This window comes from Qipengyuania oceanensis (assembly GCF_009827535.1).
Taxonomy (GTDB): Bacteria; Pseudomonadota; Alphaproteobacteria; order Sphingomonadales; family Sphingomonadaceae; genus Qipengyuania_C; species Qipengyuania_C oceanensis.
Map to the genome: position 1 here is coordinate 21,230 of NZ_WTYN01000005.1, position 24,077 is coordinate 45,306.

The following is a 24,077-nucleotide window of genomic DNA, read 5'->3' on the forward strand; positions in this document are numbered from 1 at the left end:
CGCAGCCTTCAACACCATGTTTTATATAGGAAATATAATGGTCAGGACAGCGAAATCAGCGCCTTACTTGGGAAATGTGGGTTGTCGGCGCTTTCGGCGGGCGGAAGCGGTACGCCCCTCAGCGAGGGCTCCTCGCTCAGCAGCGTCGCAGCATCTTGCTCGACCTCGTGAAAGGCATCGCCGTCGGCCGGACGGGCCAGCCGGATCGAGAAGTCGCTCATTCCTCGGTCCGGATCAGGACGGTCTCGCCGATCAGGACGAACAGCAGGAACGGCGCCCATGCGGCGAGCAGCGGAGGATATCCGCCGAAGCTGCCCATCGAGAGCGCGGCATTGTCGACGACGAAATAGGCAAAACCCAGCGCCATGCCGATCAACGCGCGTACGAAGACCTGGCCGGATCGAGCGAGCCCGAAAGCCGCAATCGCCCCGAGCAGCGGCATCAGTACCGAGGACAGCGGGCCCGACAGCTTGTGCCACCACTTGGCCCGCAATTCGCTGGTGCGCCGGCCGGCCGCCTCGTAGGCGGCGATCGAACGGGACAGCTGCCAGAAGTCCTGCGTGTCAGCATCGACGCTTTCGAGTTCGATCTGGGCGGGCGTCACACCCTTGGCGACCACCAGGCTGGCAACTTCGCGCTCGGTCGCGGTCTCGACGTCGAACACCCGCGGCTTTTCCAGGCGCCAGCCGGGTGCCGCGAAGGTCGCTCGCGGTGCGCGAACCTGCTGGGTAATGAGATCGCTCGGCGCGCGGCGGTAATAGGTGACGTTCGTCATCACCGTGTTCTCGCCACTTCCCGAGAGCGCGGCTGCCGTGATCACGTCCGTCCCGTCGCTCAGGTAGACATTGGCCTGCGGACCCGAGGCTTCTTCCGCGATCGGTCTGAACTCGTTCGCCTCCCACGCCTTGAGCGTCGCGGTGGCGCGGGTCACGACCCGCTCGTTGAAAGCGAAGTTGAGGCCGGCCACGACGAGGCCCGTCAGCAACAGCGGGGCAAGCACCTGGTGGGCGGAAAGCCCCGCCGCCTTCATCGAGACGACTTCGCTGTTCTGGTTGAGCGTCACCAGCGTGATCAGCGTCGCGAGCAGGACCGAATAGGGCAGGAAGCTCTGGATCAGCTGCGGGACGCGCAAGCCCGCGTAACGCCACAGGTCGCTATCGGTATTGCCCGGCACCTCGAGGATCTTGCCGCTGTTGGAAAGCAGGTCGAGCATCGCGAGCACGATCACCAGCATGACCAGCACCGCCAGGATGCGGACCGCGAACATTTTCGCCAGGTACAGCGTGAGCGTACGCGAGGGGAAGAAATCCAGCTGCATGGCGCGCTACTCGGCCGGTGCCGGGGCAAGCGCCGGACGACGGCGGCGGCTCATCCGGAAGATCGCCTTGAGCTTCTTGGTGAGCTTGGCGAACGCCGTCTCCAGCGCGCCGATCGCCTGGCCGCCCGGCACATGGGCGACACGGTAGTACATCCACAAGATCAGTGCGGCGAACACGAAGAACGGTATCCACAGCGCAAGCACCGGATCGAACCGGCCCAGCGCGGCGAGGTCTTCGGCATACTGGTTGATCTTGTGATAGGAGACCACCATCACGATCGACACGAAAACGCCGAGCGCGCTGGTCGATCGCTTGGGCGGGATGCCCAGTGCCACCGCCAGCAACGGCATCAGCAGCATCATCACCACCTCGACCAGCCGGAAGTGGAAACTCGCCTGGCTGGCATCGCGCTTGATCGGGGTCTCGCCGCGGTCCCAGCCGATCCTGAGCAATTCGGGGAGGATGTATTCGCGTTCGGCATCGCCGCGCGCGCGGAAGGCCTCGATTGCGGGCAGGTCGATCGGCAGATCGTGGCGGGTGAAACTGAGCACGCGGGGCGTTACCGATCCGGTATCCTGCACGATCGTACCGTCGGTCAGCCGCAGGATGATGGTGTCCGGGCTGTCCGTGGTGGCAAGGAACGCGCCTTCTCGAGCGGAGATCGACAGGACCTGGCCCTTGCCGTTGGAGACGCGCGCGAAGATGCCCTTGAGCTTGCGCCCGTCATCCTCGCTTTCCTCGATCCGCAACGCCATCCGGTCCTTGAGCGTCGTGAATTCGCCGACCTTGATCGAGGCGCCGAGTGCGCCCGAGCGCAGATCGTATTCCAGCTGTTCGTAAGTGTAGCGGCTTATCGGCTGGACGTAGAAGACCAGCGCGATGTTGATCGCCATCATCACGAGGGCGAGCATGTAGGGCACCCGAAGCAGGCGGCCATAGCTCATGCCGACGGCGCGCAGCGTGTCGAGTTCGCTGGTCGTCGCGAGCTTGCGGAAGGCGAGCAATATTCCGAGCAGCAGTCCCAGCGGGATGGCGAGGCTCGCATACTCGGGAATAAGCGTCGCGAGCATCTGGAAGACGACGCCCACGGGTCCGCCCTCGACCGCCACGAAGTCGAGCAGGCGCGACAGCTTCTCCAGGGTCAGCAGCGACGCGGCGAGCGCGAACACGCCGAGCATCGGCACGATCGTGAGGCGCAGGATATACCGGTCGATGGCTGGGAGGAATGTCACGTATGTCTGCTTGTGGCCGCGAGCTTTGCCGGTTCGATAGCGGGAAAATCGTGGCGGGTCATGCCCCGAGACGCAAGACCGCGTTTTTCACCAGAAACGGCTGCCCGGCACGCCCTTGAACGGGCCCGCCTCGCGGCTGGTGATCCATCCGCCGTAGAAACCGCCCGGTTGCGGTACGACCTGCTCGCCATCGACGAGGCACTCGTCGAACGGGTCGGGATAGAAGGCGATAAATCCTGCGATCGGCCGGAAGGCCGGGGTCGGATCAGGATACGACCAGGCGACCGCTTCGAGCATCTCGCCGTCGATCTTCACGTCCCAGTACCGCGCCTGACCCTTCCATTCGCACAGGCTGCGCTGCGGGTTGGGCACGAGCAGGTCCATCGCGATGCCATCGGGCGGGAGGTAGTAGGTCGGCGGATGGCTCGTCTCGAGCGTGCGCCAGGCACCCATGGTATCGGCGATGGTCGCGCCGCGATGGCGGATCAGAATGTGGCGGTCGGTCGGCTCGGCGATGGCCGGTCGCGGGTAATCCCACACGCTTTCCTGCCCTTCGCCGACAGGATCGGGCTGCGGATGGTGCGGCTGTCGGATCGGTTCACGCCTTCTCGAGCGTGCATTGCAGCGGGTGCTGGTTGTCCCGCGCACAGTCCATCACCTGATTCACCTTGGTTTCCGCGACCTCGTAGGGGAACACGCCGCACACGCCGACACCCTTCTGGTGGACATGCAGCATTACCCGCGTCGCTTGCTCGAGATCCATGCGGAAGAAACGCTTGAGCACCATCACGACGAATTCCATCGGTGTGTAATCGTCGTTCAGCAACAGGACCTTGTACTGGCTCGGTTTCTTGGGCTTGGCCCGCGTCTTGGTCGCGATGCCGACCTGCGAATCCCCGTCCCCATCGTCCGAATCCGGTCCCGCCGCCAGCACGGGCAGCAGGTGGACGTCATCGAGGATCGGAATTGTGGAGGTCATCTTGCTGGGCAATATCGTAAGGAATGGCAGTTTCGCAAGGTGCCAGCATGCGGTTAAAGTTCCGCCAACGCCTGTCTGTCGCACTGAAACGAGAAACGGGCCGGACGCCGAAGCATCCGACCCGTCCTTGTCTATCGCCGGGGCAATGGGAGAGAGAGAAGCCCCGGGCGATATAAACTCTTGAGCGCTTAGGCGGCCTTCGAGATCTTCTCGGCGGCAACGCTCATGCGGCTCGAAACCGGCGCGAAAGCGTCGTTGGCGAGCTTGATCATCTTCTCGGTGTTCTTCGAACCGTAAGCGACCATCGCGTCGAAGTTGCGACGAGCCAGCTCGCCCTGCAGCTGGAACAGCTCGGTCGGCGACTTCACGGCAGCCATCTTCTTGGCGTCGGCGGTAAAGGTCGAGAACACGGCCTTGGTGTCTTCGACGCCGTCACGAGCCATGTCCTGCATGCCGCCGGCGAGAACCTTGCCCGAAGCGACGATGGCTTCGAGGTTCGCCTTGTTGAATTCGACGGCTTCCGCAACGTATTCCGAGCCCTTGTCGTAGGCGGTCTTCATCTTCGCCTGCATGTCGGCAGCGGTTTCCTTGACGGTCTTGGTGAAATCCTTGGTGTTGGTCTTGGCCATGACGGTGTCCTTCAATTCGGTAAGAGTATTGGTTCTGGGAGCGGCGGCGGCCTTCCTGGCAGCTACCTTGGCGGGCGCAGCCTTGCGGGCGACCGGCTTTTTCTTCTTGGGAGCCGCGAGTTTCCGGGCGACCGGCTTCTTCGCGGTCGACGCCTTCAGCTTCGCCTTCTTCGGGGCGGGCTTTTTCGCGACGGTCTTGCTGGCAGCCTTCGCGACGGCTTCCTTGGGGGCCGGCTCGCTCTTGGCTTCTTCCACCTTGGCAGCCGGGGTTACCGGAGCCTTATCGGGCGCCGTTACCGGTGCAGCCTTGCCACTGGTAGCAGCCGAGGCTTCGGCATAGGCCTTCTCGGTCGCGGCATCGATCTTGCTCTTGGCTTCGTCAGCCATGGTAGTCCTCGCAGTCTTTGTTGCACTGCACAAAATAGGCATTGCAACTGCGAAGTCAAGGATTTTTTGTGCACTGCACAATAAACCGGGATGAGCAGTATTTTCAGCAGCTTAACGCGATTTTACGTAGCGACCGGGAGCATCCTCAATGACCGTGTCGCCCTTGCCGCCGGGCTTGCGCTTGCCGGTCGCCGGCACGGTCGCATCGTCGAGGGCATGGAGCCATTCCAGCCAGTGCGGCCACCAGCTTCCCGGACGCTCGGTCGCGCCATCGACGAAGGCCTTTAGGGTGGGCGCACTGCTGTCCCCGACCCAGTACTGGTACTTCCCGGCTTCCGGCGGATTGACGACGCCGGCGATATGGCCCGAGCCCGCGAGCATGAAGGTCGTGTCGCCCTTGAAGTGTCGGGTCATGCGCCAGACGCTTTCGGCCGGTGCGATGTGATCTTCCTTGCCCGCCTGGATGAAGACCGGAGTTTCGACGAGCGTCAGGTCGATCGGCGTGCCGTCGGCGCTCAGCGCATCTGGCTGGACGAGCTTGTTGTCGCGATAGAGGTCGCGCAGATAATCGCTGTGCCATTTCGCGGGCAGGTTGGTGACGTCCCCGTTCCAGTGGAGCAGGTCGAACGCCGGGTAATCCTGTCCCAGCAGGTAATTGTTGACGACATAGTTCCAGATCAGGTCCTTGCCGCGCAAGGCGTTGAACGTCGCCGCGAGGTAGCGTCCGTCGAGATAGCCGTCCTTGGAGAGCTTGCCGATCGCCGACAATTGCCCGTCGTCGATGAAATGCTTGAGGTCGCCGCTCTTCTCGAAATCGACCTGGGCGGTGAAGAAGGTCGCGCTGGCGACCTTGTCCTGCTCACCGCGGCGATGAAGGATCGCCAGGGTCGCGGCCAGGGTCGTTCCGGCCACGCAATAGCCGATGGTGTGGACGGCGGGTACGTCCAGCCGCGCGCGCACGTGGTCGATCGCCTCCATCTGCGAGCGGATGTAATCGTCCCAGATCACGTCCTTCATGCTCGCATCGGCCGACTTCCAGCTGACCACGAAGATCGTGATCCCCTGTTCGACCGCCCAGCGGATGAAGCTCTTCTTGGGGGTCAGGTCGAGGATGTAGAAGCGGTTGATCCAGGGCGGGAAGATGATTATCGGCGTCGCCAGCACCTTGTCGGTCGTCGGCGAATACTGGATCAGCTGGTAGAGCGGTGTCTCGTGGACCACCTTGCCGGGCGTCGCGGCCAGGTTCTCGCCAAGGGTGAAGGCATCCGCATCGGTGTGCGTGAGCTGGCCTTTCTGCAGGTCGTTGATCAGGTGCTTCATGCCCTTGACCAGATTGTCGCCCTTGGTCTCGATCGTTCGCTGGAGAACGACCGGATTGGTCAGCAGGAAATTGTCGGGGCTCATCGCATCGACCAGCGCCTGCGTGGCGAAGGCGAGCTGTTGCTTGTGCTCGGGGCTGACGCCGCTCATCTCGCGCGCGACAGTGGTGAAATATTCCGCCAGCATGAGATACGTCTGGTGGAGCAGCGCATAGGCCGGATGGTCGCGCCACGCCGGATCGGCGAACCGGCGATCCTTGTGCGGCAGGGCCGGCGCCTCGTCAGCCTCGCGCGTCTTCGCACCGGTCATGCCCGCGCCCAGCACGTTCTGCCACAGGTCGACCGAATCGTGGACGAGCTTCTGGTTGGCGGCGAACACGGCCATCGGGTCCGCCTGGCTCAGCCCCTTGGCGAGCGTCATCCACTGCGCGGGGTCGAACGGATTGCTGCCCATCGCCTGTGCAGACTGTTCGCGCACGAAATCGAGCCACAGCGCCTGCAGCCGGTTCGCGACCGAGGACCAGTCGGTCCCGGCGAAGGCGTCCTGCGGGGACACGTCGCCGAACATTTCGCGCATCGCCTCGCCCTGCATGTCGAAGAATGCCGCGAACGGGCTTTCCATCGTGGTCGTGCTGTCGGTCCGGTCTGCCATGCGCTGCCTCGAAAATTGCTTTGCTTGGGAAAGCGATAGCGAATTAGGCGTTTGCCCGCGACCGCTAATGCCTTAGAAATTGTGTCCTGCCCTGTTTTCGGGTGTTGCAGGCCCAACCGAAGAAGGATCCGATGGACACCGATTTCTACCGCATCAAGCGACTGCCGCCTTATGTCATCGCCGAAGTGAACGCGATGCGGCACGCGGCGCGCCAGGCGGGGCTGGACATCATCGATCTCGGCATGGGCAATCCGGACCAGCCGCCGCCGCAGCACGTCATCGACAAGATGTGCGAAGTGGCGGCCAAGCCCAGCGCTCACGGCTATTCGCAGTCGCGCGGGATACCCGGTCTGCGCCGTGCGCAGGCGCAATACTACGGACGCCGGTTCGGCGTGGACCTCGATCCCGAGAGCGAAGTCGTCGTCACCATGGGCAGCAAGGAAGGGCTCGCAAGCCTCGCAAATGCGATCACCGCGCCCGGCGACGTCGTGCTCGCGCCCAACCCGAGCTATCCGATCCACACCTTCGGGTTCATCATCGCGGGTGCGACCATCCGCTCCGTACCGACGACGCCCGATGAAAATTACTGGAAGGCGCTCGAAAGCGCGATGGCCTTCACCGTCCCGCGCCCGAGCGTGCTGGTGGTGAACTACCCGTCGAACCCCACCGCCGAAGTGGTCGACCTCGCCTTCTACGAGCGGCTGGTCGCCTGGGCGCGCGAGAACAAGGTCTGGATCCTCTCCGACCTCGCCTATTCCGAACTGTATTTCGACGGCAATCCGACGCCGTCGATCATGCAGGTCAAGGGCGCCAAGGAAGTCGCGGTGGAATTCACCTCGATGTCGAAAACCTATTCCATGGCCGGCTGGCGCATGGGCTTCGCGGTCGGCAACCGGCAGCTGATCGCCGCCATGACCCGGGTGAAGAGCTATCTCGATTACGGCGCGTTCACGCCGATCCAGGCAGCGGCGACGGCTGCGCTCAACGGCCCGCAGGACATGGTCGAAAGCAACCGCAAGCTCTATCACAAGCGCCGCGACGTGATGGTCGAGGCATTCGGCCGCGCGGGGTGGGATATTCCGCCTCCACCGGCCTCGATGTTCGCCTGGGCACCCTTGCCGGATGGCTTTAAGGATATGGGAAGCTTGGAGTTTTCCAAGAAACTGCTTACCGATGCACATGTAGCGGTCGCTCCCGGAGTCGGCTACGGCGAAGAAGGGGAGGGTTTCGTCCGCATCGCCATGGTCGAGAACGAGCAGCGGCTGCGCCAAGCCGCCCGCAACATAAAGCGGTTTCTCGGGACAGCCAGCAGCGAGGCGGCATGACCCTGACGGCGTGACGCGGGCGGCCCTTGGCCGCGAACAACGGGGGTTGCTTAGGTGTTCTTCCTGATTCCAGAATTTACTCGAATGTGCATCAGATATGCGCGGGTGGGGATTGCGAAGGGGCACACATGACGCAGTTCCAATGGTTGTCTCAATCGGTTTGTCCTCCGGCCAGGTGGGACTTGCGCTATCTCGGGTGGGAATTGCTCGGGGACAGCGACGAGCTGCCCGATCCCGAAACCCTGAAGATGCGCGGAACCGTCATCGACAGCGCCGAATGCCCGGTGCTGCTCGACTGGCGCGCCGCCAGCCGCCCGGTGGACTGGCGCGACCTGTCGGACCGGCGCTGGACGATCGTGATCGGCGTCGAGGATCCGGACGATCGTGCGGCCCTGCTCGCCTACGGTTATGGCGAGGTCCTGCCGATCAACGTCGCGATGGTCGAACTCGCCGCACGCGCGCTGCGCATCGCCGAAAATGCGTCGGCCATGCAGCGCTATCGCCGGGCCGGCCCCGTCACGCTCGACCTGTTCCACCGTGACGGGCGCATCGATCGACAATGGCTTGGCTTCCATCCCCGCGAATTCGCCCTTTTGTGGCGGCTTGCGGAAACGCCCGGCCAGCGGGTCACCCGACGAGAGCTTTTGTCCGATGTCTGGCGCATCGATCACGACCCGGAAACCAACTCGGTCGAAGTTCATATTTCGCGCCTGCGGTCCAAGCTCGCAATCTCCCGCGCATGCTGGCTGATCGTGACCGATCCACGCGGCGGCTACCGGTTGGCGGCGGACGGCGGCTCGTCGTTCTTCGCATTCGGCGCAGCGCGCGAACAAGCGCTGGACAGGCTCCGCGGCATCGGCAACGATACGCGCGAATTTGCCAGTGGAGAGACACATGCAGCTGCAGCCCAACGAACGGGTAACGATCGATCTCGGTGACGACGGGGTGGCGCAAGTCCGCCTGATCCGGGCGGACAAGATGAACGCGCTTGACAACGAAATGTTCGATCGGCTGATCGAAGCCGGCCAGGTTTTGCACGAAATGAAGGGCCTGCGCTCGGTCGTGCTGTCGGGCGAAGGCCGCAGCTTTTGCGCCGGGCTGGACCTGTCGAACTTTTCCGACGACCGGACTACCGAAGGCGGCCAGACACTCGTCGATCGCACTCACGGCAATGCAAATCGCGCGCAACAGGTCGCCATGCAGTGGCGCAAGCTGCCGGTCCCGGTGGTCGCGGCGGTACACGGCGTCTGCTTCGGCGGCGGTTTCCAGATCGCAAGCGGGGCGGATATCCGTGTCGTCGCGCCCGATGCGCGGCTCGCGATCATGGAACTCAAGTGGGGCCTCGTCCCCGACATGGGTGGCTTTGCCCTGTGGCGCGGGACGGCGCGCGACGATGTCCTGCGCGAACTGATCTACACCAATCGCGAATTCAGCGGGGTCGAAGCAGGCGAATACGGCTTCGCCACTCACGTCGAGGAAAACCCGCTGGAGCGGGCAACCGCCATCGCGACCGAGATCGCCGATCGCAATCCGCATGCGATCCGCGGTTCGAAACGGCTCGTCAATGCGATGTTCGACGAGAAGACCGATCACCTCCTGATGGAAGAGAGCCGCGAACAGCACGCGATCATGCGCTCGCCCAACCAGATCGAGGCGGTGATGGCGGGCATGCAGAAGCGCAAGGCCAACTACACCGACGTGTAACCGGCTGGCCGGTGGCGATCAGCCGAAGATCGCCACCGCCTGCATCCCGTCGAGCATCAGTCTACCGTCCGCATTCCACAAACGCAGCCGCTCGCTCGAATAGCCTGCGTCGGCATGCTGGCTGGTGTTCGCGGCGAGCCACCAGCCGTCCCGCGTGGCAGGCTCGGTGTCGAGCACGTTGAACGACCAGTTGATCGAACTGAGCGGGCCCTGCCGCTGCATCGCCCGCATCGCGCCGGGAGGCAGCGTATCGCCGACGAGTACCAGGTGCGACATCGGATCGAGATCGCCCGCATCGCGCAAGCGGATCCACCGGCGCACTTCCGGATAGCCCGGTCCCTGATGATCCTGCGCACGCCGCAGCTCGTAATTGCCGATGAAATGCTTCTGCGCGGGCGGCGCGACAGGCTCGCCATCCTCGGGCGGCCCCGGCCAGTCGGCGGGCGCATCGGACGGGTGGACGGCATTGGGCTCGCGGGCGGCGCCGAAGAGAAACAGTGCCGTCAGCGCCAGCTTGCCTTCGCTGAACAGTTCGGTGCGCACCTGCGTCACGTTGCGGCCTTCGCGTACGATCGCCGTCCGCATATCGAGGTCGGTGCCGACCGGCGCGACGAAGCCGATCTGCGCCGCGCGCAAGGGCGGCAGGTCCGGCAGCGACCGCGTGGCATGGGTGTATGCGACCAGCGCGGATGCGCCACCGTACAGGGTACGGCCCTGCATCCAGTTCTCTGCGTCGGGCAGGTGGACCATACCATCCTTGCCCGGGATCGGTTCGATGAGATTACTCGGGTTCATGCAGCCGGGCATAGCGACCATTCGGGCCGCGTCCAGACTGACGTAACGTAAGGCCCCAACCGGCGATTGCCATGCCAATCGAGAATCGCTAGGGGGCCTTTCCGCCGTGCGGTCCGATGGGGCGTACGGGATGAGGCCCGATGGCGGAGTGGTTACGCAGAGGACTGCAAATCCTTGCACGCCGGTTCGATTCCGGCTCGGGCCTCCATCACCCCGACGATCGGGATTGCAGCCGCGCTGCAGTGCCGATAGGGGCGGAAAGACGAGAGTGCCGCTTTAGCTCAGTTGGTAGAGCACATCATTCGTAATGATGGGGCCACTGGTTCGAGTCCAGTAAGCGGCACCACTCGATCCTGATCATACATTTCAAGCGTTTAACGCTATCTCACACAGCCGTCCCTAATGTCGGGCCTTGCTTTCCGGGTCTTCGGAAGGGTGCCGCGGGAGGCCGAGAAATGGGATCGAGATATGTGCCTGCCGGACTGCTGGTTCTGGCCATTGCCGCGCAGTTCGCGCCGCAGGCGGTGCAGGCGGAAGAGTGTATTCTCGACGAGAACAACGACCCGAGCGATATCGCCGACGGCGATGGCGGCGCAAGTTCCGGCGGGACGGATTCTTCGCTCGCCTGCGGAACCGGTGCCTCCACCGCCACGCTGGCCCTGCAATCCACCGCGATCGGTGCAGCCGCGGGCGTCAGCGCGGCAAACGGTACGGCAGTCGGCTACGATGCCGATGTGCTGTTGGCGCAGGGAAGCGCGTTCGGGGCGCTCGCAAAGGCCAACGGGGCCCAGTCGACCGCGCTCGGCGCCTCAGCCCAGGCGAGCGGTTTAGGCTCTTTCTCCGGCGGCTACCAGGCGGAATCCTTTGGCGGATCGGTGGCCATCGGCTCGGCAAGCGACGCTGGCCGGATGGGCTCGACGGACAATGCGGTCGCCATCGGCAACGCTGCGCAGGCAAGGGCCTGCTAACCATTTGCCGGCCAGTAGGAAAATCCTTTGCGCCGGACGTGTTGTGAGTAGGTGAGCGGCTTTCAGCGGGTCGCATCCTTGAGTGCAAGGCAGGTCAGCCCTACATTGAGGGCCGACAGGATTGGAGGCTGCAGTGACCGATACCGACCCCGCGCGCGACCAGGCAGCCGAACAGGTCCGCAAGGCTGCGGCGGACGCGACCCTGCGTCCGACGATCGCCGGTTTCTTCGACGAAGCGACCAATACGATCACCTACGTGGTGAGCGATCCCGCGACAGGCGAGGCGGCCATCATCGACTCGGTGCTGGATTTCGAGGCGGCGTCCGGTCGCACGTCCAATGGCTCGGCCGATCGCATCATCGAATATGTGAAGACGAACGACCTGACGGTCACATGGTTGATCGAGACGCACGCCCACGCCGATCATATTTCTGCCGCGCCCTATCTGCAGGAGCGGCTCGGCGGCAAACTCGCGATCGGCAAGGACATCATCCGGGTCCAGGAAGTCTTCGGCAAGCTGTTCAACGCCGGCACGGATTTCGAACGCGACGGATCGCAATTCGATCACCTGTTCGAAGACGGCGAGAGTTTCGCCATCGGCAAGCTCGGGGGCATCGCGCTGCACGTGCCCGGCCACACGCCGGCCGACATGGCCTTCATCGTGGGCGATGCGGCCTTCGTCGGCGACACGATCTTCATGCCCGACTTCGGCACCGCTCGCGCAGACTTTCCAGGCGGAGATGCGGGCGAGTTGTTCCGCTCGATCCGGCGCCTGCTGTCGCTGCCGGACGAGACGCGGCTGTTCCTGTGCCACGATTACAAGGCACCCGGGCGTGACGACTACGCGTGGGAAACGACCGTGAAGCAGCAGCGCGAGGAGAACGTCCACGTGAAAGACGGCGTCACCGAGGACCAGTTCGTCGAAATGCGCACCAGCCGCGACCGGACACTGGCCATGCCGACACTCATCATGCCGAGCGTACAGGTCAATATCCGCGGCGGGAGGCTGCCAGAGCCGGAAGACAACGGTGTCAGCTACATCAAGATACCGGTGAACGCGGTATGATCGCCGGGTTCGCCTTGCCGGGGTTTCCCGAAGCGCAGCCGGTCGAGGGCTTTCTCGGCGGGCTGCTGATCGGGCTCGCGGCGGCCATCATGCTGCTGGGCCTCGGCCGCATCGCGGGCGTGTCCGGCATGTTCGCGCGCGCGTCCGGGATCGAGCGCGGTAGCCCGCCGTGGCCGATCGCGGCGCTGTTCGTGGCCGGTCTGGTAGTCGGGGCGCTCGCCTTCAGCGCGACGATCGGCCCTGTTGAGGCGAGTTTTCCTCCGGGCTTTGGCTGGCTGATCGCAGGCGGGCTGCTGGTCGGCTTCGGCACGCGGCTGGGTTCGGGCTGTACGAGCGGGCATGGCGTGTGCGGAATGTCGCGCCTTTCGCCCCGATCGCTGGTGGCGACGGGGACTTTCATCGTTTCCGGCATCGCGACGGTCGCGCTGGTCAATGCGCTCGGAGGAGGGTGGTGATGGGCAGACTTTTACTATCGCTGCTGTCCGGTGCCTTATTCGGCTTCGGGCTGGCCCTGTCCGGCATGATGAACCCGCTCCGGGTGCGCGGCTTCCTCGACCTGTTCGGCGATTGGGATCCGACGCTGGCGTTCGTCATGGGCGGCGCCGTGCTCGTCATGGCGGTGACCTGGGCGATCCAGAAGCAAATGGCGCGGCCGCTGCTCGATGTCGAATTCCGCCTGCCGGGCACGAAGGATCTCGACGCGCGGTTGATCGGCGGCTCGGCGATGTTCGGTGTCGGCTGGGCGCTGGCCGGCCTGTGTCCCGGCCCGGCGATCGCCTCGCTTGCCACGGCGTTCGTCCCCGCTGCGATCTTCGTCGCCGCGATGGCGGCAGGCGTCCTGCTGCACAAGACGACGCTAGGCAACTGACGCCGCCATGCTCGCGCGCTACCTGCCGATCCTGGAGTGGGGGCGCACTTACAATACCGGCGTTCTGACCAATGACCTGGTGGCGGCAATCATCGTCACCATCATGCTGATCCCGCAGAGCTTGGCCTACGCCTTGCTCGCGGGGCTTCCGCCCGTGGTCGGGCTGTATGCCTCGATCCTGCCGCTGGTCGCTTATGCGATCTTCGGGACCAGCCGGACGCTCGCAGTCGGGCCGGTCGCGGTGGTCAGCCTGATGACGGCGAGCGCCGCGGGGGCGGTGGCCGCGCAGGGAACGGCCGAATACCTGGAGGCGGCGATCACGCTGGCGGCGCTGTCCGGCGTGATGCTCGCTGTCCTTGGATTGCTGCGCGCAGGGTTTCTCGCCAATCTCCTCTCGCACCCCGTCGTCAGCGGTTTCATAACGGCGAGCGGACTGCTGATCGCGACGAGCCAGCTCAAGCACATCCTTGGCGTGAAAGCGGGCGGCGACAACTGGCCCGACATGCTCGGCGCATTGGCGGGCGCAATCGGCGATACGAACCCGTGGACGCTGGCGGTCGGCATTCCGGCCACCCTGTTCCTTTTCTGGGTCCGCACCGGAGCGAAGCCCGCGCTGCAACGACTGGGGCTTGCGCCGCGCGTGGCGGATATCGTCGCGAAGGCCGGGCCAGTGGTGGCCGTGATGCTCACCATCCTCGGCGCGATCGCCTTCGACCTCGAGGCGAAGGGAGTCGCGCTGGTGGGCGAAGTGCCGCAGGGCTTGCCGCCTTTCGCCATGCCGTCGACCGACCTGGCGCTGATCGGCCAGCTGTGGGTTCCGGCGCTTCTCATCTCGATCATCGGCTTCGTGGAAAGTGTCTCGGTCGCCAGGACGCTGGCCGCCAAGCGCCGCCAGAGGATTTCGCCAGACCAGGAACTGGTCGGGCTGGGCGCGGCCAATATCGCGAGTGCTTTCTCGGGCGGTTATCCGGTCACCGGGGGATTTGCCCGGTCGGCAGTCAATTTCGACGCGGGAGCGGAAACGCCTGCGGCAGGAGCCTTCACCGCGGTGGGCATCGCGCTCGCTTCGCTGTTTCTCACGCCGCTGCTGTATTCGCTGCCGGTGGCGACGCTTGCCGCCACCATCATCGTCGCGGTGCTGAGCCTGGTCGACATGAAGACGCCGGGCCAGTTGTGGCGTTATTCCAAGGCCGACTTTGCCGCCCACGCCGCGACAATCGCGATCACGCTGCTGGCGGGCGTGGAACTCGGCGTTATCGCCGGGGTCGCGGTGGGTCTGCTGCTCTACCTGTGGGCCGCGAGCCGCCCGCACGCCGCGATCGTCGGGCGCGTGCCGGAGACCGAGCATTTCCGCAATATCGCGCGGCACAAGGTCTTCACCGCGCCGCACGTGCTCTCGCTCCGCATCGACGAAAGCCTGACCTATCTCAACGCCCACTGGCTCGAGGAATTCGTTATGGAGCAGGTCGCCGAGCACCCCGAATTGCGGCACGTCATCCTGATGTGCAGCGCGGTTAACGCAATCGACGCTTCCGGTCTCGAAAGCCTCGAAGCGATCAACCACCGGCTGTCCGATGGCGGAATCAAGCTTCACCTTTCCGAGGTGAAGGGCCCGGTGATGGACCGGCTGGAACGCACCCATTTCGTCGAGGAACTGGGCGGGCAGGTGTGGCTTTCGCAAGCACGCGCCTTCGCGCACGCGCTGGCCGACGATGGCCGGGATCGCAGCGAGCCGGGCGACATGGCACGCGGATTGATCTGATCCTGGCGAGCGCAACCGCGGTTGCGTGCAACGCAATGGCCGCAGCCATGCCCATGCGCTAGGGTCCGCGCACCATGTTCGATCAGCTAGACGCCCTGGTACTGGCCCGCATCCAGTTCGCCTTCACGGTGAGCTTCCACTTCATCTTCCCGGCGTTCTCGATCGGGCTGGCGAGTTTTCTCGCGGTTCTCGAAGGGTTGTGGCTGAAGACCGGCAAGCAACTCTATCTCGACCTGTTCAAGTACTGGCTCAAGATCTTCGCGATCGCCTTCGCCATGGGCGTCGTCAGCGGAATCGTCATGTCCTACCAGTTCGGGACGAACTGGTCGGTGTTCTCCGACAAGGCGGGGCCGGTCATCGGCCCGCTCATGGCTTACGAGGTGCTCACGGCGTTCTTCCTCGAGGCCGGCTTCCTCGGAGTGATGCTGTTCGGGATGGAGAAAGTCGGCAAGAAGCTGCATTTTCTCGCCACGCTGATGGTCGCTTTCGGGACTTTCGTCTCCGCCTTCTGGATCCTTTCCGTCAACAGCTGGATGCAGACGCCGACCGGGTTCGAAATGGGCGCGAACGGCCAGTTCCTGCCCGGCGGCAGCTGGTGGGACATCGTGTTCAATCCCAGCTTTCCCTACCGGCTCGTGCACACCGTGCTCGCCGCCTATCTCACCACCGCTTTCGTTGTCGGCGGGGTGGGGGCGTGGCACCTGCTCCGCGACCGCGCGAACGAACACGCCCGCACGATGTTCTCGATGGCGATGTGGATGGCCGCGCTGGTCGTGCCGGTGCAGATTTTCGCAGGCGACATGCACGGCCTCAACACGCTCGAGCACCAGCCGCAGAAGGTGATGGCGATGGAGGGGCATTTCCAGTCGCACCCGGATGGCGCGCCGCTGATCCTGTTCGGCATACCCGACAGCGAGAGCAGGACGGTGCGCTACGCGATCGAGATTCCCAAGGCATCGAGCCTGATCCTGAAGCACGATCCGAACGCGCCTCTCGCCGGGCTCGACACGATTCCCGAGGACGAGCAGCCGCCTGTCGGTATCGTGTTCTGGAGCTTCCGCGTGATGGTCGGGCTGGGCTTCGCCATGCTCGGCGTGGGTCTGTGGAGCCTCGTCGCGCGCTGGCGCAAGCGCCTCTACGACTGGACCTGGCTGCACCGCGCCGCGCTGGTCATGGGGCCGAGCGGTTTCGTGGCGGTCATCGCCGGCTGGATCACGACCGAGGTCGGACGCCAGCCCTATGTCATCTACGGCCTGCTGAGGACCGACGATGCCGCCAGTCCGCTCGCCGCGCCTGCCGTCGCAACATCGCTGCTGGCCTTCGTCGTGGTCTATTTCGCGGTGTTCGGGGCAGGGGTGTGGTACATCCTCCACCTGATGCGCGGCGTGCCACACACCGGCGAAAAGGGCGTCAAGCGCGGCGACACAGGGCCGATCCGTACCGCCGGCATCACGCCCGGGCCGACGCAGAACCCGGGCGATCCGGACGAGCTGCCCCGTAACCGGGAGGAGGCAGAATGATGGACCTCACGGTAATCTGGGCCTTCATCATCGCGTTTGCCGTCTTCGCCTACGTAGTCATGGACGGCTTCGACCTCGGCATCGGCATTCTCTTCCCGACATTTGAGGTCGGGCCGGAGCGGGACCGGGCGATGAACTCGATCGCGCCGGTGTGGGATGGCAACGAGACCTGGCTGGTGCTGGGCGGGGGCGGGCTCTTCGCCGCGTTTCCGCTCGCATATGCAGTGATCCTGCCAGCGACTTATCCGCTGGTGATCGCGATGCTGCTCGGCCTCGTCTTCCGCGGCGTGGCGTTCGAGTATCGCTGGCGCGATCCCGGGCACCGCCGATACTGGGATTTCGCATTCACTGCCGGCAGCCTCGTCGCCGCCATGGCGCAAGGAATGATCCTGGGTGCGCTGCTGCAGGGGATCGAGGTGCAGGGGCGTGATTATGCCGGCGACTGGTTCGACTGGCTCACGCCCTATACCTTCCTCACCGGCATCGGCACGGTGGCGGGCTACGTGCTGCTGGGCGCGACATGGCTCGTCTGGAAGCTCGACGGCGAGAGCCAGCATCATGCGCGCGCGCTGGCCAAGCGGGCCGCCTGGACCACGCTTGCGCTGATGGGCGCGGTGTCGCTCTACAACGTGTTCCTCAATGCCGAATACGCGTCGCGCTGGCTGACCGCGCCGGAAATCTGGTTCGCCGCGCCGGTTCCGATCCTGACAGCGGTGGTCGCGGTTGCCCTGCTGCGCGCGCTGTCGGTGGAGCGGCACAGCAAGCCCTTCTGGCTTTCGATCGCCCTGTTCTTTTTCGGGATGGCCGGTCTCGGCGTGACGATGTGGCCCTATGTCGTGCCGCCGGGCATCACGATCTGGGATGCGGCCGCACCGGAGAGCAGCCAGATGTTCATGCTGGTCGGCGTGGCGATCACCATGCCGCTGATCATCGCCTATACCGCCTGGGCCTATTGGGTGTTCCGCGGCAAGGTCGGCGACGAGGGGTATCACTGATGCGCGATGCGTCCCCGTCGCCGCTGTGGCAGCGGCTCTTGTGGATGGCCGGTATCTGGGCGGTAAGCGTCGCTGCGCTGGGCACGGTGGCCTACGCGCTGCGCTGGTGGCTCGCGCCCTGAACTTCGTGCGATCCGGGCGAGTTGCGTCGGATCGGAAATACGCGCGCATAGGTCAGGCAGCGCCACAACCATTCGAGCGGGCCGAAGCGGTAGTGCGCGAGCCAAGGCTTCGACCAGGCGAGCATTATCGCACAGGTCGCCAGCGCCACGCCGTAGAGGGCCGGCCTGGTCAGTTCGCCGAACAGTCCGAGAGCCCAGCCGTGGAAGACGAACAGCATCAGGATCGAGGTGCCGAGGTAATTCGAAAACGCCATCCGGCCCGCCGCCGCAGTCCGGGTGCCGAGCCAGCCGTTGGCGTGCGGTCCCCATAATGCCAGCAGTGCTGAGAGCCCCAAGACCATCGGCAGGCTGGCGACCCTCGACGTGCCATCGTACGACCAGAGCACGGCCAGGTAGTCGAGACCCTCGCCGAGCGTCCACAGTGCGATCGCCAGCGTCGCTGCGAGCCCCACGAGCAGACCGACCCAGCCCCAACGCGCCTGGCGGCGCCGATCCAGCCGTCCGTCGAACAGCCCGAGCCGGTACAGCGCCATGCCGATGAGGATCAACGGGATGATCTCCAGCCCGTTCTGGAACCACGACAGCAGCGGCTGCGACCAGTGCTCGGCGATGTTATGCGCCACCCAGCCGCCGTAATCGCCAGCCTGGATCAGTGCGGTTTCGAGCTGACTGTCGGCGAGGCCGGCCTCGCGCATTTCGGCGGCCATGTCCGACATGCCACCCGGCGCCTCCGCCATGCCTCCTGACGATATCGCATACATCCTGCCCCAGACCACGACATCCTTCACCGCGCCGAGCAGGTAGATCACGATACCGACCCATAGTTGCGTCTTCGGTCGCCAGTTCACGAACAGCAGGGCGATGAGGCCGCAGGTTGCATACACGGTCAGGATGTCGGTCTTCGAAATGAAAAGGAAATGCGCGTAGCCGAAGGCGAACAGCCACACGAGGCGCCGGGCCTGGAGCCAGCGGCCACTGTTCCGCGTCCGGGCACGGTCGAGAAACAGGATCATGCCTGCCCCGAACAGCAGCGCGAACAGGCCGCGCATCTTGCCGTCGATCAGGGTCAGTTGGGCGACCCACAGCCAGTTCGATACCGTCCCGTGGTCAGTCAGGAATCCGCCGGGCCAGATATAGGCGGACAGCGGCTGGCCGAAGGCAACGATGTTGGCGACCAGGATGCCCATCACCGCGATTCCGCGAATGAAATCGAGGCTCGGCAGCCGCTGGTTGTCGGACGCCGAGATGGGCTCGGCAAGGGTTTCGACTTGGTTTTCGATCATCGTGCCGTCACTCCTTGCTGCCCTTGGGGGATTGCCGCACGCGTCGCCGCGCGCGACCAGATCGAAACCGCCTATGCCACCGCGCGGTGGGGGCCTTCGTGCCACCGGCGCAGCATGACGGTCGCCAGTACCTCGATGCCGAGGGCGAATGTCGGCAGGATGATGCAGGTGAAGTCCGCAACGACGATGCCGGCAAGCAGCGTGAGCGTAATGGTCGCCGCCGCGCCTGCGCGCTGGATGGCCGCAGCCTTGTCCCACTCGGCCTCGACCGCGAACCATGCCACCAGGACCAGGCCTGCCACCCGCAGCAGCAGCAAGATCGCCAGCCACGGAATTGCGAAGGCATTGCCCGCGTTGAGGGTCGTCGTCTGCCCGGTCGGCATCCTGGCAAAGCTTGCGATGCCATCGGCGTAGGGCGGCTCTACCCAGGGGTAGCCGAACCACAGGCCCGTCAGCAAGATAGCCGCGGCTGGCAGGAGCAACCCGAGCGAGAAAGTGTAGCGCGAAAGCGCGAGCCTGCCTTCCTCGGATGTCGGCAATTCACGCCACGCAGCCACCAGGCAGCCGAATGCGAACGACAGTCCTTCGCCAGCCTGCGACGCCATGACGAATTCGGCGCGCATCGCCTTTGCCCATTCGCTGCGATGGGTGCCAAGGCCCGCCATGGCGAGCTTCATGACTGCACCGGCGATCGAGCCGTTCATGCCCGTGCGCCCGAAAGCCCGAACGAACCCGGATCCGCCCTGACTTCGCGCGCGAGGGCGAGGCCGGTTGCCGTCAGGCGGTAGGCATGGCGCGGAGGCCGCCCCGGCGCAGTGGGCTCGCACCATTGCGAGGAGACGAGACCCTGGTCGCTCATCCGCATCAGGATCGGATAGAGAGAGCCCGACTTCAGCCCGGTCTGCTGCATCAAATCGTATCCGTGAATGGTTTTCGGGGCCTGATCGTACAGTGCTGCGAGGACTGCGAGCATCTGCGGGGAGGGGCGTCGGGTACGAACCATTCGATTCTCTTACATATGTAGAGTTATCGGCGCAATCCTGTTTTTGCGAGCAAATTCGGGCAGAGCGTCGGAACCCGAGACGCTCACCATCGTCATGTCAAATGATAACCCGACAACCCCGAATCCGAAGGCCCCATGACCAGAGTTTTCATCGTAGAAGACGAGTTCCTGATCGCCATGGAGATGGAGTCGGTCGTGCGCGATCTCGGTCATGAGTGCGTCGGTACCGCCGACGACCTCGAAACCGCGCTTTCGCGTGCGTCGGCGGAAATCGATGTCGCCCTGGTCGACGTCAATCTCGCCGATGGTGCGACCGGACCGGTCGTCGGTGCGCGCCTGGCCCAGGAATTCGGTGCCGAAGTGATTTTCGTAACGGCAAACCCTGCTCAACTGGGAGATGGCGTCGACGGAGCCTTGGGAGCGGTCGAGAAACCGGTCAGTCTCACCATTCTCAAGGACGTACTGAATTACCTGATGGCTGTTCGCAGAGGGGAAAATCCCAGTCCACCGGAGCAGCTTCGCCTTTTCGACCAATCCTAGCCCGTTGCGGCGATACGGCTTCGCTTGACCTGCATGTCGAGCGTCATGCCGTCGTCGGTCCACTTTCGTTGGAAGGTGCCGCCGAGTTGCTGCCTGATGGCAATGTCGATCAAGCGGGTACCGAAGCCGGGTTCCGGTTCTTCATCCGGCCTGCCCGCGCTGCCAGTCTCCGCCCATCGCATCGCGACCTCGTTCTCGTTCTGCTCGATATCTATCCGGACGTGGCCATGGTCGTGCTTGAGCGCGCCGTACTTCATGGAGTTCGTGGCCAGCTCGTGAAATACCAGGGCTACCGGCGTCGCGGCCTTGCTGTCGACTTCGATCTGTGGCCCGCTGATTTCGATCCGACCTTCCGAGAATGCAGGATAGGTCTCGAAGATCGTCTCCAGCAATGCAGCCAGCGTGACTTCACCGACCGATGGTCGCGATTTCTCGGTGTGCGGGCGGACGAATTCATGCGCCCTTCCGAGCGCGGCAATGCGCTCCTTCAGCTTGCTGGCCGGTTCCGCGAAAGCTTCGCTCGTTCGGGCAGTGAGGCTGATCAACCCGGAAATGATAGCGAAGATATTCTTGATACGATGGCTTAGCTCCTGGCTCAGCACTTCGTTTTGAAGCGAGATGCGCTTCTGATCCTCGATGTCGGTGCACGTGCCGATCCACCTCTGGATCACTCCGGCTTCATCGACGATGGGAAGTGCCCTGCCGATCATCCAGCGGTACTCGCCATCGTGGCGGCGCAAGCGGTACTCGACCTCGTAAGGTTCGCCAGAGGCGAGACTGTGAGACCAGTGCTTCCAGGCTACTGGCTGGTCGTCCTCGTGAAAAACGCCGGCCCAGCCCTCTCCATCGGTCGAGCCTTCCGGTACGCCGGTAAATTCGTACCAACGCGCGTTGAAGTAGTCATGCGAGCCGTCCGGCAATGTGGACCAGACGATTTGCGGCATCGTATCCGCCAGCGCATGAAATGCGGCTCCCGCCGATTGGAGGGCGCGTTCCTCCCCCAGCGGAAGGGTGTCCCGCTCTTCGGCAGTGCCGACCCTGCCAAGCTGAAAGCGCCTAATTGCTGCCGGACTCATCTGAGATCTCACGCCTTTACGCTATCGGAGAACATTCGCTCGATTTCAGCAAAGGCCGACTGCCAGTTCCGTTCGACTGCTCGTTTGCTCCGCGCGTGATGTCCCACAGCGCGCACTTACAGGCAATAAACAAAGGGTAGTGTGCAGAACTGGCGTCCGATCAAGGGTTCATCAATGAAGAAGACGCTGTCGGCCTGACACATCGCTCGGATGGAGCGGTCATCGTGTCGCCGCTTGGGTGCCGCGCTTGCTACGCGCAGTCGCCGAGACAAGCGAAGTCACGATGTAGGGTAAGGGATTGAAACCACTGGTCGGGACGACTGGATTCGAACCAGCGACCCCTACACCCCCAGTATAGTGCGCTACCAGACTGCGCCACGTCCCGAGACCAGTGGATGCGCGGGCCTATAGGGGCGCGTTCAGCGCAAGGCAAGCGCGCCGCGTCCATCCCGTACCAAGCTGCGTTGCCCTGCGCCCGCATCGGTGCTAGGCGCGCGCACCATTGCCGATGGCGAGTGCCACGGGTGGCTTGAAAAGCCCGCCCGCCGACACATTTCCCGGCTCACCGGTTCACGTATTACAGGCCAGACCTCATGCTCGATTTCCTCGCCGCCGCGGCCAGTGCCGATGCACCGCCCGCATGGATCCAGTGGCTGCCGATCGTCGGCATGGTGCTGATCTTCTGGTTCCTCATCATCCGTCCGCAGATGCGCCGGCAGAAGGAACATGCGGCCAAGGTCGCCGGCCTGAAGAAGGGCGACCAGGTCGTCACCGCCGGCGGACTGGTCGGCAAGGTCGCCAAGGTCGACGATCACTATGCCGAGATCGACTTGGCACAGGGCGTGCGCGTGAAGGCGGTCAAGTCGACGATCGGCGACATCATTCCCCCGGGCGGCACCCCGGCGGCCAACGACTGAGCCCAGCGCGACCGACATGCTAGATTTTCCGACCTGGAAGAAAGCCTGGCTGTGGATCATCACGCTGGTGCTGATCTCCGCCGCCATTCCCTCGCTCTCCTCGATCGCCGGCGTGCGCTGGCCCGCATCGCTGCCCGATCCCGAGGTCAACCTCGGCCTTGACCTTGCCGGCGGCAGCCACATCCTGCTCGAGGCCGACGCCTCGCAGGTGGGCGCGCAGCGGCTGGAAAACATGGAAGAGACCGTTCGCTCGGTGACGCGCAACGCCGAACCGCGGGTTCGCATCGGCGACGTCTCCACGCGCGGCGGCCGCCTCAGCTTCATGGTCGAGAACGCCAGCGACGTAGACCGTGTCCGCGAACTGCTGCTGCCCTCGATCAACGGCACCGGCCTGGTGCGCGAATGGGACATGAGCGTGGTCGACGAGACCCGCATCGTCCTCGTCCCCACCGAAAGCGGCATCGAGAACGCCGTCACCCAGGCGATGGACAGCGCGACCGAGGTCGTTCGCAAGCGTATCGACGCGCTCGGCACGCGCGAGCCGACGATCATCCGCCAGGGCGATACCCGCATCGTGGTGCAGGTTCCCGGTCTCCAGGACCCCGACCAGCTCAAGGCCCTGCTCGGCCAGACCGCCAAGCTCGAATTCAAGCTCGTCGACCAGAACGCGCTGCCGTCCGACGTAGCGCAGGGCATTGCCCCTCCGGGCAGCCAGATCTTTCCCTATGTCGAGGGATCGCCGTTCGAAGGCACGTCGATCGCGGTAAAGCGTCTCGGCGGGATCAAGGGCGACCAGCTCGTCAACGCCCAGCAGAGCGTCGACCAGCGCAACAACGAGCCCGTGGTCAACATCCAGTTCGACCAGCAGGGCGGGGCGAAATTCGCCAAGCTGACCAGCGAGAACGTCAACAAGCCGTTCGCGATCATCCTCGACAACAAGGTGCTTTCGGCACCCAACATCAACGAGCCGATCCTGGGCGGCAGCGCCCAGATCATGGGCAGCTTCACGACCGAAAGCGCCAACGCGCTGGCGATTTCGCTGCGTTCGGGTGCTCTGCCGGTCGACCTGACCGTGGTCGAGGAACGGACCGTCGGCCCCGACCTTGGCGCGGATTCGATTCAGAAGGGCCTCGTCGCCATGGCGATCGGCTCGGTGCTGGTCATCCTGCTGATGATCGCCGTCTATGGCCGCTTCGGCGTGTATGCGACCTTCGCGCTGGTCCTCAACGTGCTGATGCTTCTTGGCATCATGGCGGTGATGAACACCACGCTGACGCTTCCGGGCATCGCCGGTATCGTGCTCACGATCGGTGCAGCAGTCGACGCCAACGTGCTCATCAACGAGCGTATTCGCGAGGAGCGCAGGCGCGGCAGGCGCGTGGTCGCAGCCGTGGAGAACGGATACCGCGAGGCAAGCCGCGCGATTTACGATGCCAACGTCACCAACTTTATTGCCGGCGTGCTGCTGTTCATCTTCGGCTCGGGCCCGATCCGCGGCTTCGCCGTCGTGCTGATCATCGGCCTGTTCACCTCCGTCTTCACCGCCGTCGTGCTCACCCGCATGTGGGTCGCCGGCTGGCTGCGCAGGGCGCGGCCGACAGAAATCAACGTGTAAG

26 protein-coding genes and 3 tRNA genes are annotated in these 24,077 nt (G+C 64.3%); 16 read left to right on the plus strand and 13 right to left on the minus strand.

Annotated elements, in window-relative coordinates:
* Window positions 1-41: 41 nt before the first annotated feature.
* From GRI48_RS13265 to GRI48_RS13295, 7 genes are all read right to left on the minus strand, one after another.
* A complete protein-coding gene (locus GRI48_RS13265; RefSeq protein WP_160677254.1) occupies window positions 42-221 on the minus strand; it encodes a hypothetical protein in 180 nt (59 codons plus the stop codon).
* On the minus strand, window positions 218-1,318 hold the full coding sequence (gene lptG, locus GRI48_RS13270) for an LPS export ABC transporter permease LptG (protein WP_160677257.1): 1,101 nt from the start codon (window positions 1,316-1,318) through the stop codon (window positions 218-220). Before lptG ends, GRI48_RS13265 begins: the two co-directional genes overlap by 4 nt.
* A gap of 6 nt (window positions 1,319-1,324) precedes the next feature.
* Window positions 1,325-2,551, minus strand: a complete 1,227-nt coding sequence (gene lptF, locus GRI48_RS13275) for an LPS export ABC transporter permease LptF (protein ID WP_160677260.1) — start codon at window positions 2,549-2,551, stop codon at window positions 1,325-1,327.
* 87 nt (window positions 2,552-2,638) lie between these two features.
* Entirely contained in the window at window positions 2,639-3,091 is a 453-nt protein-coding gene (locus tag GRI48_RS13280; protein ID WP_337190838.1) for a DUF427 domain-containing protein, read from the minus strand.
* Window positions 3,092-3,149: 58 nt separating this feature from the next.
* Entirely contained in the window at window positions 3,150-3,530 is a 381-nt protein-coding gene (clpS, locus tag GRI48_RS13285; RefSeq protein WP_237451971.1) for an ATP-dependent Clp protease adapter ClpS, read from the minus strand.
* Window positions 3,531-3,718: 188 nt separating this feature from the next.
* Window positions 3,719-4,546, minus strand: a complete 828-nt coding sequence (locus tag GRI48_RS13290; protein ID WP_160677264.1) for a phasin family protein — start codon at window positions 4,544-4,546, stop codon at window positions 3,719-3,721.
* 111 nt (window positions 4,547-4,657) lie between these two features.
* Window positions 4,658-6,517, minus strand: a complete 1,860-nt coding sequence (locus tag GRI48_RS13295) for a PHA/PHB synthase family protein (protein ID WP_160677267.1) — start codon at window positions 6,515-6,517, stop codon at window positions 4,658-4,660.
* Window positions 6,518-6,648: 131 nt separating this feature from the next.
* On the opposite strand from GRI48_RS13295, the gene GRI48_RS13300 reads away from it, so the two are divergent.
* From GRI48_RS13300 to GRI48_RS13310, 3 genes are all read left to right on the plus strand, one after another.
* Window positions 6,649-7,842 (plus strand): LL-diaminopimelate aminotransferase, encoded by a 1,194-nt coding sequence (locus GRI48_RS13300; RefSeq protein WP_160677270.1) that lies wholly within the window; start codon window positions 6,649-6,651, stop codon window positions 7,840-7,842.
* Between the two features lie 128 nt (window positions 7,843-7,970).
* A complete protein-coding gene (locus GRI48_RS14380) occupies window positions 7,971-8,780 on the plus strand; it encodes a winged helix-turn-helix domain-containing protein (protein WP_237451972.1) in 810 nt (269 codons plus the stop codon).
* Window positions 8,737-9,546: a crotonase/enoyl-CoA hydratase family protein gene (locus GRI48_RS13310; protein ID WP_160677273.1), complete on the plus strand. Its 810-nt coding sequence runs from the start codon at window positions 8,737-8,739 to the stop codon at window positions 9,544-9,546. The genes GRI48_RS14380 and GRI48_RS13310 overlap by 44 nt, the downstream gene beginning before the upstream one ends.
* Before the next feature lie 18 nt (window positions 9,547-9,564).
* On the opposite strand, the gene GRI48_RS13315 is transcribed toward GRI48_RS13310, so the two are convergent.
* Window positions 9,565-10,341 (minus strand): acyl-CoA thioesterase, encoded by a 777-nt coding sequence (locus GRI48_RS13315; protein ID WP_160677276.1) that lies wholly within the window; start codon window positions 10,339-10,341, stop codon window positions 9,565-9,567.
* A gap of 134 nt (window positions 10,342-10,475) precedes the next feature.
* On the opposite strand from GRI48_RS13315, the gene GRI48_RS13320 reads away from it, so the two are divergent.
* The 10 genes from GRI48_RS13320 to GRI48_RS13365 all read left to right on the plus strand — a co-directional run bounded on the left by GRI48_RS13320 (window position 10,476) and on the right by GRI48_RS13365 (window position 17,642).
* A tRNA-Cys gene (locus tag GRI48_RS13320) sits at window positions 10,476-10,549 on the plus strand.
* Between the two features lie 62 nt (window positions 10,550-10,611).
* Window positions 10,612-10,687: transfer RNA gene (locus GRI48_RS13325), tRNA-Thr, on the plus strand.
* 109 nt (window positions 10,688-10,796) lie between these two features.
* On the plus strand, window positions 10,797-11,309 hold the full coding sequence (locus GRI48_RS13330) for a hypothetical protein (protein WP_160677279.1): 513 nt from the start codon (window positions 10,797-10,799) through the stop codon (window positions 11,307-11,309).
* A 133-nt stretch (window positions 11,310-11,442) separates the two neighbouring features.
* A complete protein-coding gene (locus tag GRI48_RS13335) occupies window positions 11,443-12,375 on the plus strand; it encodes an MBL fold metallo-hydrolase (protein WP_337190839.1) in 933 nt (310 codons plus the stop codon).
* On the plus strand, window positions 12,372-12,830 hold the full coding sequence (locus GRI48_RS13340) for a YeeE/YedE family protein (protein WP_160677285.1): 459 nt from the start codon (window positions 12,372-12,374) through the stop codon (window positions 12,828-12,830). Before GRI48_RS13335 ends, GRI48_RS13340 begins: the two co-directional genes overlap by 4 nt.
* On the plus strand, window positions 12,830-13,243 hold the full coding sequence (locus GRI48_RS13345; protein ID WP_160677288.1) for a DUF6691 family protein: 414 nt from the start codon (window positions 12,830-12,832) through the stop codon (window positions 13,241-13,243). The genes GRI48_RS13340 and GRI48_RS13345 overlap by 1 nt, the downstream gene beginning before the upstream one ends.
* 7 nt (window positions 13,244-13,250) lie before the next feature.
* The gene (locus tag GRI48_RS13350; protein WP_160677291.1) at window positions 13,251-15,005 is read left to right on the plus strand and encodes a SulP family inorganic anion transporter; all 1,755 of its coding nucleotides are present in this window, start codon (window positions 13,251-13,253) and stop codon (window positions 15,003-15,005) included.
* A 74-nt stretch (window positions 15,006-15,079) separates the two neighbouring features.
* The gene (locus tag GRI48_RS13355) at window positions 15,080-16,525 is read left to right on the plus strand and encodes a cytochrome ubiquinol oxidase subunit I (protein ID WP_160677294.1); all 1,446 of its coding nucleotides are present in this window, start codon (window positions 15,080-15,082) and stop codon (window positions 16,523-16,525) included.
* Entirely contained in the window at window positions 16,525-17,520 is a 996-nt protein-coding gene (gene cydB, locus GRI48_RS13360) for a cytochrome d ubiquinol oxidase subunit II (protein WP_160677398.1), read from the plus strand. Before GRI48_RS13355 ends, cydB begins: the two co-directional genes overlap by 1 nt.
* Entirely contained in the window at window positions 17,520-17,642 is a 123-nt protein-coding gene (locus GRI48_RS13365) for a DUF2474 family protein (protein WP_160677297.1), read from the plus strand. The genes cydB and GRI48_RS13365 overlap by 1 nt, the downstream gene beginning before the upstream one ends.
* Here GRI48_RS13365 and GRI48_RS13370 read toward each other — a convergent pair.
* From GRI48_RS13370 to GRI48_RS13380, 3 genes are all read right to left on the minus strand, one after another.
* Window positions 17,612-18,925, minus strand: a complete 1,314-nt coding sequence (locus GRI48_RS13370; protein WP_160677300.1) for a DUF418 domain-containing protein — start codon at window positions 18,923-18,925, stop codon at window positions 17,612-17,614. The genes GRI48_RS13365 and GRI48_RS13370 overlap by 31 nt on opposite strands.
* Before the next feature lie 71 nt (window positions 18,926-18,996).
* Entirely contained in the window at window positions 18,997-19,629 is a 633-nt protein-coding gene (locus GRI48_RS13375) for a hypothetical protein (RefSeq protein ID WP_160677303.1), read from the minus strand.
* Window positions 19,626-19,928, minus strand: coding sequence for a PadR family transcriptional regulator (locus GRI48_RS13380; RefSeq protein WP_237451973.1), 303 nt, complete (start codon window positions 19,926-19,928; stop codon window positions 19,626-19,628). The genes GRI48_RS13375 and GRI48_RS13380 overlap by 4 nt, the downstream gene beginning before the upstream one ends.
* Window positions 19,929-20,063: 135 nt before the next feature.
* On the opposite strand from GRI48_RS13380, the gene GRI48_RS13385 reads away from it, so the two are divergent.
* On the plus strand, window positions 20,064-20,468 hold the full coding sequence (locus GRI48_RS13385; RefSeq protein ID WP_160677306.1) for a response regulator: 405 nt from the start codon (window positions 20,064-20,066) through the stop codon (window positions 20,466-20,468).
* Here GRI48_RS13385 and GRI48_RS13390 read toward each other — a convergent pair.
* On the minus strand, window positions 20,465-21,544 hold the full coding sequence (locus GRI48_RS13390) for a sensor histidine kinase (RefSeq protein ID WP_160677309.1): 1,080 nt from the start codon (window positions 21,542-21,544) through the stop codon (window positions 20,465-20,467). The two genes, GRI48_RS13385 and GRI48_RS13390, sit on opposite strands and share 4 nt — an antisense overlap.
* Before the next feature lie 308 nt (window positions 21,545-21,852).
* Window positions 21,853-21,929 (minus strand) — tRNA-Pro (locus GRI48_RS13395).
* Between the two features lie 208 nt (window positions 21,930-22,137).
* Between GRI48_RS13395 and yajC the strand changes: the two genes are divergently transcribed.
* Together yajC and secD are read left to right on the plus strand one after the other, a co-directional pair.
* Window positions 22,138-22,461, plus strand: a complete 324-nt coding sequence (gene yajC, locus GRI48_RS13400; RefSeq protein WP_160677312.1) for a preprotein translocase subunit YajC — start codon at window positions 22,138-22,140, stop codon at window positions 22,459-22,461.
* A gap of 16 nt (window positions 22,462-22,477) precedes the next feature.
* Complete coding sequence (gene secD, locus GRI48_RS13405; protein ID WP_160677315.1) at window positions 22,478-24,076, plus strand: protein translocase subunit SecD; 1,599 nt, start codon at window positions 22,478-22,480, stop codon at window positions 24,074-24,076.
* The last annotated feature ends 1 nt before the right edge of the window (window position 24,077 follow it).

Bases quoted from the DNA above. Each gene is read 5' to 3' on its own strand.
- GRI48_RS13265 (WP_160677254.1), bottom strand. From the start codon at position 221: ATGAGCGACTTCTCGATCCGGCTGGCCCGTCCGGCCGACGGCGATGCC.
- lptG (WP_160677257.1), bottom strand. From the start codon at position 1,318: ATGCAGCTGGATTTCTTCCCCTCGCGTACGCTCACGCTGTACCTGGCG.
- clpS (WP_237451971.1), bottom strand. From the start codon at position 3,530: ATGACCTCCACAATTCCGATCCTCGATGACGTCCACCTGCTGCCCGTG.
- GRI48_RS13290 (WP_160677264.1), bottom strand. From the start codon at position 4,546: ATGGCTGACGAAGCCAAGAGCAAGATCGATGCCGCGACCGAGAAGGCC.
- GRI48_RS13295 (WP_160677267.1), bottom strand. From the start codon at position 6,517: ATGGCAGACCGGACCGACAGCACGACCACGATGGAAAGCCCGTTCGCG.
- GRI48_RS13300 (WP_160677270.1), top strand. From the start codon at position 6,649: ATGGACACCGATTTCTACCGCATCAAGCGACTGCCGCCTTATGTCATC.
- GRI48_RS14380 (WP_237451972.1), top strand. From the start codon at position 7,971: ATGACGCAGTTCCAATGGTTGTCTCAATCGGTTTGTCCTCCGGCCAGG.
- GRI48_RS13310 (WP_160677273.1), top strand. From the start codon at position 8,737: ATGCAGCTGCAGCCCAACGAACGGGTAACGATCGATCTCGGTGACGAC.
- GRI48_RS13315 (WP_160677276.1), bottom strand. From the start codon at position 10,341: ATGAACCCGAGTAATCTCATCGAACCGATCCCGGGCAAGGATGGTATG.
- GRI48_RS13330 (WP_160677279.1), top strand. From the start codon at position 10,797: ATGGGATCGAGATATGTGCCTGCCGGACTGCTGGTTCTGGCCATTGCC.
- GRI48_RS13340 (WP_160677285.1), top strand. From the start codon at position 12,372: ATGATCGCCGGGTTCGCCTTGCCGGGGTTTCCCGAAGCGCAGCCGGTC.
- GRI48_RS13345 (WP_160677288.1), top strand. From the start codon at position 12,830: ATGGGCAGACTTTTACTATCGCTGCTGTCCGGTGCCTTATTCGGCTTC.
- GRI48_RS13350 (WP_160677291.1), top strand. From the start codon at position 13,251: ATGCTCGCGCGCTACCTGCCGATCCTGGAGTGGGGGCGCACTTACAAT.
- GRI48_RS13355 (WP_160677294.1), top strand. From the start codon at position 15,080: ATGTTCGATCAGCTAGACGCCCTGGTACTGGCCCGCATCCAGTTCGCC.
- cydB (WP_160677398.1), top strand. From the start codon at position 16,525: ATGGACCTCACGGTAATCTGGGCCTTCATCATCGCGTTTGCCGTCTTC.
- GRI48_RS13365 (WP_160677297.1), top strand. From the start codon at position 17,520: ATGCGCGATGCGTCCCCGTCGCCGCTGTGGCAGCGGCTCTTGTGGATG.
- GRI48_RS13370 (WP_160677300.1), bottom strand. From the start codon at position 18,925: ATGATCGAAAACCAAGTCGAAACCCTTGCCGAGCCCATCTCGGCGTCC.
- GRI48_RS13375 (WP_160677303.1), bottom strand. From the start codon at position 19,629: ATGAACGGCTCGATCGCCGGTGCAGTCATGAAGCTCGCCATGGCGGGC.
- GRI48_RS13380 (WP_237451973.1), bottom strand. From the start codon at position 19,928: ATGGTTCGTACCCGACGCCCCTCCCCGCAGATGCTCGCAGTCCTCGCA.
- GRI48_RS13385 (WP_160677306.1), top strand. From the start codon at position 20,064: ATGACCAGAGTTTTCATCGTAGAAGACGAGTTCCTGATCGCCATGGAG.
- GRI48_RS13390 (WP_160677309.1), bottom strand. From the start codon at position 21,544: ATGAGTCCGGCAGCAATTAGGCGCTTTCAGCTTGGCAGGGTCGGCACT.
- yajC (WP_160677312.1), top strand. From the start codon at position 22,138: ATGCTCGATTTCCTCGCCGCCGCGGCCAGTGCCGATGCACCGCCCGCA.
- secD (WP_160677315.1), top strand. From the start codon at position 22,478: ATGCTAGATTTTCCGACCTGGAAGAAAGCCTGGCTGTGGATCATCACG.